This window comes from Mojavia sp. (genome assembly GCF_059505145.1).
Genome location: NZ_JCACKA010000113.1, coordinates 19,820 through 27,801 on the forward strand (window position 1 = coordinate 19,820; position 7,982 = coordinate 27,801).

Consider the following 7,982-nt stretch of genomic DNA (forward strand, 5'->3'; position numbering starts at 1 on the left):
CGTTATCTCAGGACTTGGAGCGTGAAGTATAGTTACATAAAAAGAGCATCAATTATGTCTGCTAATTTAATACTGTCGATTGAGACGAACGCTGGAGGAGTAGCTAAAAGTACTATTTCATATAATCTGGCTTATGAATTAGGTGTTCGCGGTTATTCCGTCGCGCTTTTAGACATCGATCCCAATGAATCATTAACCTTATTCTGTGGGCTAGGAGGAGTTAAAACTCCAGGAACAATGGCTAATGTTTATGACCCAGACTTCAAAGGGGACTGGCCTCTAATTACAGCATGGCAAGGCAAGATTGACAAGATTCAAGTCTGTAAAGGAGGAAAAGAACTGCATGAGACAATTCGGGTAGTTTCAAAGGATCTACGTGGAGCTTATACTCTTGCAGATCGGTTAAGTGATTACCCGTTATCTCACGATTTTGTAATTATTGATTGCCCTGCAACATTAGAGCCTCTACCCTTAACTGCTCTTGCCGCTTCTAGCCATGTATTAATTCCAATTCAACCTGAGTATAAAGCTTCTCAGAGCGCTGCTGCAATGATTGAGTGGTACTATTACAACTGCAAACGGCTGAGATTGAAACCAACTCCGAAAATTTTAGGTATAGTTCCCACTCGTTGGAAAAGTGATTGGGGAGCGCATCGAAGTATTGTTGAGGAGCTTCCTTTAGTCTGTAAAAATTTAGGAATTCAGTACTTTACCCCGATTCGGGAGTCAGCAGACATTCTAAATGCTTCTGGAAGAGGTTTACCTTTAGGAATTTATCGACCAGGCAGAGAAGCAAGAGCAGATTTTGTACAAATTGTTGATGCACTAGTTCAAGAACTTAAGGTAATAAGAGGTCAATAAATGGCAAAATCAAATAAGCCGAGTGTCTTAGGAATGTTTGCTTCTGCTGCTGGTTCACAGCAAGTATTTGAGCTTGAAGAGCGAGTAGAAGAATTACAAGCAGAGATTACCAGATTAAAAGATGAACAGGTTCACGGAAAACTTGCTGAAGAAGAACGTAATCGCCTCAACCAAACTATTGAAGACCTGCGAGAACATTTGAAAGCATCTGGGATTTTTAAAATTCACTATAGTCAAGTTAAACCTAATCTCAAGCAAGTAAGGCAGACATTCACGTCGGACAGCATTCGCAGTATGGCTGTTTCAATTAAAGAAGAAGGGCAACAAGAGCCAATTATCTTGCTCCCAGGGAATCTCATCTTTGATGGAGAGCGGAGATGGAGGTCAGTTGCAGAATACTTACAACCAGAAATCGAAATGCTGGATGCAGTAATGCTTCCAAAAGAACTTTCAGAAGAGGAATTACATGCGCGTACCCTATTAACTAGTCTTCACCGAGAGAGCTTGAATGAGCTAGACTTAGCTGAAGGTTTGATTCAACAAGCTAAACTAGCTCTAGAAATTGAGCAGGAAGAAGTAATTAAAGCTGTTAGAAGAGTAATAGCCAGATTAAATGCGAAAAAACTTCTGCCTCAATTAACTGAATTAGTTAGTGCGCCTAGACAAGAACAGTTAGAAAGCATCAAGAAATTTGAATTAGACCAGATTGAGCAAAGTATTTTTCTGCTATTGCTACGTTTTCAGCAAAATCCAGCATCTGTGGATGCAAATGTCTTCCCTTGTTTACGGCTTTCGCAAGACTTAAAAATTGCAATTAGAAAATCAGGGCTTGGTGCTAACCATGCCCGATCCCTGCAAAAGTTGAATTCCAAAAATTTAAAAATAGAGGAATCTAAAGCTCTTAAAATACGACAAAATGCTACATCGCAAGTTTTGCAAGAAAGGCTAACAGTAGCTCAAACTCGTTCTTTAGTCGCCAGTTTTATTGCAGAATATGCTCCTGGAAAAAAAGCGAAGTCAAGTCACCAAATCAGTTCTCTAATTAGAGATGTCTCAGCAACTAAAGTTGAAAATATTCAGCAAGAGCAACTGCGAGATTTCTTAGCTGTATTAGAAGCTAAAGTAAAAGAGATTCGGAGAAAGTTGGAATAATATATTTTGTTCACTTTTGTAGCTAATTCCGTTCTTTATAGAGGGTTTACCCTATGAACAGCTACTGCTAAGAACCGAACAGCGTACTCGTGCACGTTATTTGTTGAGACAAGCTGGAGAAGCTTTTTTGAGCGATCTTGTGCTGCGGTAGACAAATAAATAAGTGTAAGCTGTTAAACATTTAATTTGCATATTGAGACCGCAGGGGAGCAGGGGCAGGTAGCAAGGGAGAGAGTTTGCAGCTTTTATTGACAATGAAAATAGGTGCAACTTGTAGGCGTGACAGCTTATTATGGGTCATTGCAGTCTTAACAGTTAATAATACAAGTACTTAAGTACTGCTTACTTCCCAGCTTCATACGTGACATTCGCTAGTGGCGAAACCACTTTTATTTTGTCCATAGATAAAGATTTCAAAACTTGCTAATGGGGTATATAAAACCCCTATATATACCCCATAAACGATTTGGAAATTTTATGGAGATTTAACACCTATATAGGGTATATATAGGTGGTACTTAGGACATCTTTCTTCACTTAGTACCTTGTACCCTACTTGACCCCTATGTCGAACATTCACACCTTGCAAAAAATTTTTCCGGCAGGCTTTGATAACGGTTACGGCAGCCTAAAACTTTTAGTCGATGGTTTTGATGTCGTTCGCGTCCCCAGCTATATTTCTTCTGTTGAGATGGAGGATGTCCCAGGACGAGTAGTTTTTAATGGGACTGCTTACACAGTTGGTGAATCTGCTTTTCGTACAGGTTATCACTTTGAACGCAACACAGATCATAACGAAAACAAGGTCAACAATGCACTGATTACTATGTTGGGTGCATTAGCACATCTGCCACATCGTAAGGCTTGGCATTTAAAGTTAGTCGTCAGCTTACATGATGTTGGTTTAGCAGACGACCTCAAACAAGTACTCAACGGTGAATATCAGCCAGTACTTGCTGGCAAAGTTTCAGAGGTGAAGATAGAAGTACTCAAAGTTGTACCAGAAGGAATGGGTGCGTTATTTGGGCAACAACTTCCCCCAAAATTAACCGTTTTAGATTTTGGTAATGGTACAACTCTCTATTCTCGTTACAACCAAGGCAAGCGCGAAGTTCATACTCCTTACCCCACAGGCGTAGAAGTTCTTATCGATGATATTTCCCAAAAGATGAAACATCTAAATGGCGGTAAAATTGGCGAGCCATCGAAGATACGATTTTGTCTAGAAATGGGACATACCAGGTACAGCCGTGAAATTGATATCAAAGATGTTTACAGCGTTTGCCTCAAGGATTGGTATGAAAAATACTTGAAGAAAGTTGTGAATCTCACACTTGATGCCAAACACACTGGCGATGAAATTTGGGCGATTGGTGGCGGTTGCCTGTTACCTGGATTTAAGAAACTCTTAGAGAAGAACGGTTTCAAAATTCTCGATAATCCCGTCGAAGCTAATGCCTGTGGGCTTCTTGAAATGGCAAAAGCGATTGTTAAAAAGAATCAACAGCTTATTTAGGAGGTGAGCATAATGGCACAGCCACAAGACAATACACCGGAAAAAGTGCGGATTAAAGACAGCTACCGTCAACGCATATTTGTAGAATCACAACAACTAGATAAAAGTTACCTAGAGACGCTTTACTTTATCATTGATTGCTATTTTGCTTTCAAAAAGGGGGCATTCCCCATACAACAGCTAATCACGCATACACCTGTTGTCACAGGAGTTGCTACAAACCAAAACCTAACAGAGCAGCCAGTTCCAATGCCATCTACATTAGAAATACAAAATGATTCAGATGGCGAAACATTTTCCCTTGATTTTGATTTGTAATAGTACAGTATGAAACAGGCAAATTCTAAAAGTCTGCTATCTGAAGCATTCCTTGCAGCCTAGGCACTTGCCAATAATAAAATGCCCAGCCGTCGCTTTCGACTAGAAGTCGAAAGCACCTAAATATCTCGGTTTTGCCAACAATATTATTGAAACGGCTGGGCATTTTATTTCTTGGATATCCCCTAACTTACAGCATAATATAGTCCTGTATCTTCAAAAAATTCCCAACCGATACCGGATCTATCCTTGCCCTTGCACCATGACACAAAAAGCGGTGGTGGTAGATTCACTCGCTGCTCACGTAAAGTTTCCACATTCACGCCCAGCCTTGAAGCTAAACCTTCTTCGGTTAATGGTTGGAGTCTTTGCGTATACCCTTGAGAGTATGACTTGTTATATGATCTGTTCGAGCGCTTTGGTTGCTTGTTGAGATAATTTTGAATTTTCACAATCGCCTCTGACAACTGTGTCATTCTCGCTGTTATCGACTCAATTTTTTGTTCTAAATCGGTGGTGGGATATTCGGTTGAGGGTGTTTCTTTGTTATTGAATTGTTCTGTGCCTAATTCTAACTGCTCAAGCCGAGAGCAAATAGCTAATATCGTTTCTGAATCTGTGCTGCCGCTGCTGTGACTGGTAGCCAAGTACTTGTCTACTTGTGGCACAAGATACTTAGATAAGTACTCCTCAATGCTTGCTTTGATCCTAAAGTCCAGATTTTTATTTGAATCATGACCAGCGATTGCATCAAGGTCATCTTGCGAGTCGTCTAGGTATAGTTCGATAAAACTGGTGAGCGTGGCTGTTGCTGTTGTGCCTTTGTCCTTGCAACGAGCGATAAACTGTGACCACATCTTTTGGTCACAGTTGAAAGATGCTAATTTCTTTTTTCTGCCTGTATTGCTCATGTCTAGGTACTGTCTAGGTAAAAAACGGACTATCCGCCAAAACTGAGCATGACTTTTACCTTGATAATTACCTTGACCATATCACGAGCAGTTAATGAAATTTCCCTCAATATCTCCCATCACCCAAATATTATGACTATTATAAAAATCCCCACGCTGCTCCAATTGAAAACCACCTAGCAACAATCCCAGCCATACCTCTACCATTGGCATCTTTAAACCATTTTGTAGTTTAATCAATGAAATTTCACCTTTAATATTTACTAGATACTGAGCGATCGCAGTTTGCCATTTTTGTACATCTTCATCACCCGCTAACCGATGAACATCTTCTACAGTCTGAATCTCCAGCATTGCCAAGACGTTCTCTTTCTCGACAGGGGCTGCTATTGAATCGCTGTTTTGGGCAGAATGAGAAAACTGGTGTGGCCCGTGTGGTCTAAACGTTTGCAAAGCTGGTTGTTCAATTAAATCGTCCAGGTCTAGCTGCATCGTTGTCCGTACTAACCCAGCAAAGATATCCGTGCTGACAACTGGCCCCTCAGTATCAGTTTGAGCGCGCACGTCTTGCAATAATAATTCAGCACGGGATTTGAGTATATCTGCGATTTTGTAAAACGCTGCTGCTGCTGTTGATAATTGTGCTTCAACTGGCAAATTTTCTAACTCTGCATCTAAACACTTCCATACTGGAGCTAGCGTCGATGTCGGTGGCGCTTGTGATATTTCATCCAAAATATCCCAAATGGTTAATTGGCGATAGCTGGTCATGATTACAAGTCAGGGTGCAGGGGGCAAGGTCGCACTGGGCAATGGGTTGGACTCACCTCAAACATATCCTTATATTGGTATAACGAGATAGCATATTGTTTAGCAAATGCCTGCAATACCATGTCTGTATAGGCACGTATTTTGCCCGCCGTTAGCCCAAAACAGTGAATTGGTTGCAGGCGACAAATCGGTTTTTGTCCCAGCCACAGTTCTGCACCGAGTGCGTGTAATGGTTTATCTCCTGGTTCTTTGTATAAATACAGTACTGCAAAATACGCTGCTGGTGGTTCAACTGCGAGCGCATCAATCTCTGCTGAGTTCTTCTCACTTCGGCGGCGGTAGAACGAACGCCGATTATGACACACTTGGGGATTCCAACACCCGTCACCTTCGCTTCCATGTAACACTTTAGCTTTGCTGGTCGGCAGTTTGGAACATAACTGACATTTAGGATCTAGTGGTTTGGGCATAGAGCAAGGGTGTAGGGTATAGGGTGTAGGGTGTAGTAAAATCAGAAATAATCAACACTCTATTACGCTCTACTTTCAAGAGACCGAATTAAGCCTAGTAAGATTTTGCCAACTAATTTACACTGATTAAGAACTGGATTTACTGCTTCAGCGACAGCTAATTCTACACGGATAGAAAGTAAAAGATGAGTTTCAAGTTCTTTAAGTGACCCTTGAGCTATGTAGAGAAATTGAATATACTCACCTCTTGTTCTTCTACCATAGCCCTCAGCAATATTAGCTGGAATAGAAACAGAAGCTCTCCTAATTTGTGATGTCATGCCATAAGTTTCTTATGCGCGGAAATTGTTTCGTAACTCGATAACATTCTTCTGCTAAATCCATAGCTTCTTGCCAAGCTTTTAAATCTTGATATGACTGCATTGATGCTTTATCATTCATAGTTTATTTTATACAAATACTATATTTATATTAATTTCGCATTTGCCTTACATCACCTACACCCTATACCCTACACCCCATACCCTTTTATTCTTCTTCTTCGCCAATTGCACGGTAGTAAGCAGCGATCGCCGCTTCTTGCTCACTGCGGAGTGTATACCGCCGAAATGCCTTCTCGCTAGTATGTCCTGTCAGCTTGCGAGCATGAGTCGGGTCAACGCCGAGTAACAATAAATCAGTCGCATAAGTATGACGAAATTGATGGGGATGCAAATCTTCAATTTGAGCTAATTCCCCAATTTTCTCAATTGCAAAGTAAATGCCGTGGTAACTCAAGCGTTCACCTTTATATGAAGCATGGTGGGAAATCATCAACGGGGAGCCGCTGTTTAATTCTTCACCCCCACAAACGCGCGATCGCAAATAATCTGCCAAAACGTCCCGACTTTGTTGACGTAACGGTACTAAACGCGGTTGATCATTTTTGGTATCGCCTAAAAACAACAGCTTGCCATCAAATGACCCGACATTTAAATTCACTACTTCCCCTGCCCTCAACCCGTGGCTGAGAATGTGAACAAGTGCAGTATCCCTTTGCTTTGTTTCTCCTAGTAACTCCAAAGCCGACCACACCCGTTCCATCTGTTCCGGGGTTAAGCTTTGTGCTGCTGGCAGAGGAATTTTTTCTAGCTTCACCCCTAGCGTCGGGTTAGTAGTCAGCAACTCTGGGTAAGCCAGAGTAAACCATTTGAAGAAACTTTTGATTGCGGCAAGCCCTGCATTGATGCTGCTTTTTGATAAGGATTTCCCAGTATCTGTACGGCAGACTTCCATCAGATACTCTTTGTACTGCCCGAAATGGCGCAGACGCAGTTCATGATAATGCAATTGCGTCCATCCCAAAAAACGCTTCAGTTCGCGTTCATATAGCTTGCGGCTGTTGGGCGCAAGATTATTGCTGCGTAAAAATTCCAATACTTTCACCCACCGGATATCGGTTGGTGGTCTTGTACTAGCTTTGCACTGTCTATCATGCCCGACAGGTAAACTTTCATCATTTAAGGGAATCAGCTTGATTTGAGGTAAGTTGTTTAATTCAGGGCTATTCACAACTGGGAACCATTTTAAAAGTCGGAGGTCGGAAGTCGGAGGTCGGAGGTCGGAAGTCGGAGGTCGGAAGTAATTGTCTTGTTGCTGAAGGTATGAAAATATATTTATTATTTGCTCAGAGTTTAATTATTGCTTCTCAGTTGCAGCCTCCATCCTCCTGCTGTTGGATTTGCTGCCATTTAATCTATCTTTCACTTTACGCGTAGAAGCAACGAGTATCTTTACTATCTCGTCCGCTTCTTTAAGCAATGGCTCAAATTTAGTTTTCTCAACAATCTCGGATTCAATTAAAATTTCTAACCAGTATTCAGTTTCACGTGCTTCTTTTAAAGCAATTTCCATTTTGTGCCATTCGTCTTTATCAGACTGAGCCGAACGAGTTCAAGGGGCGACAATCGCCTGTAAACCAAGCCAGCTAAAGGTTTTGGGCTT

The 7,982-nt window shown here is 41.4% G+C and carries 9 protein-coding genes and 1 pseudogene; 4 read left to right on the top strand and 6 right to left on the bottom strand.

The window, feature by feature from the left end; all coding sequences use genetic code 11:
- Nucleotides 1-54 precede the first annotated feature (54 nt).
- The 4 genes from AC5JL8_RS30215 (at nt 55) to AC5JL8_RS30230 (ending at nt 3,847) form a co-directional block, all read left to right on the top strand.
- Nucleotides 55-861, top strand: a complete 807-nt coding sequence (locus AC5JL8_RS30215; RefSeq protein ID WP_495883368.1) for a ParA family protein — start codon at nt 55-57, stop codon at nt 859-861.
- Nucleotides 862-2,013 carry a ParB/RepB/Spo0J family partition protein gene (locus AC5JL8_RS30220; RefSeq protein WP_495883369.1) on the top strand — a complete coding sequence of 384 codons (1,152 nt, stop codon included), beginning with the start codon at nt 862-864 and terminating at the stop codon, nt 2,011-2,013.
- Nucleotides 2,014-2,578: 565 nt separating this feature from the next.
- A complete protein-coding gene (locus tag AC5JL8_RS30225) occupies nt 2,579-3,529 on the top strand; it encodes a ParM/StbA family protein (protein WP_495883190.1) in 951 nt (316 codons plus the stop codon).
- Between the two features lie 12 nt (nt 3,530-3,541).
- The gene (locus tag AC5JL8_RS30230) at nt 3,542-3,847 is read left to right on the top strand and encodes a hypothetical protein (RefSeq protein WP_495883370.1); all 306 of its coding nucleotides are present in this window, start codon (nt 3,542-3,544) and stop codon (nt 3,845-3,847) included.
- Nucleotides 3,848-4,032: 185 nt separating this feature from the next.
- On the opposite strand, the gene AC5JL8_RS30235 is transcribed toward AC5JL8_RS30230, so the two are convergent.
- The 6 genes and pseudogenes from AC5JL8_RS30235 to AC5JL8_RS30260 form a co-directional block, all read right to left on the bottom strand.
- Nucleotides 4,033-4,758 (bottom strand): hypothetical protein, encoded by a 726-nt coding sequence (locus AC5JL8_RS30235; RefSeq protein WP_495883371.1) that lies wholly within the window; start codon nt 4,756-4,758, stop codon nt 4,033-4,035.
- A gap of 81 nt (nt 4,759-4,839) precedes the next feature.
- Entirely contained in the window at nt 4,840-5,529 is a 690-nt protein-coding gene (locus AC5JL8_RS30240) for a hypothetical protein (protein ID WP_495883372.1), read from the bottom strand.
- Between the two features lie 2 nt (nt 5,530-5,531).
- Entirely contained in the window at nt 5,532-5,999 is a 468-nt protein-coding gene (locus AC5JL8_RS30245; protein ID WP_495883373.1) for a hypothetical protein, read from the bottom strand.
- Nucleotides 6,000-6,061: 62 nt separating this feature from the next.
- Complete coding sequence (locus tag AC5JL8_RS30250; protein WP_495883374.1) at nt 6,062-6,319, bottom strand: four helix bundle protein; 258 nt, start codon at nt 6,317-6,319, stop codon at nt 6,062-6,064.
- Nucleotides 6,320-6,527: 208 nt separating this feature from the next.
- Nucleotides 6,528-7,550 (bottom strand): tyrosine-type recombinase/integrase, encoded by a 1,023-nt coding sequence (locus tag AC5JL8_RS30255; protein ID WP_495883375.1) that lies wholly within the window; start codon nt 7,548-7,550, stop codon nt 6,528-6,530.
- A gap of 126 nt (nt 7,551-7,676) precedes the next feature.
- Nucleotides 7,677-7,928: pseudogene (locus AC5JL8_RS30260) on the bottom strand (four helix bundle protein); the annotation flags it as partial.
- Nucleotides 7,929-7,982 lie beyond the last annotated feature (54 nt).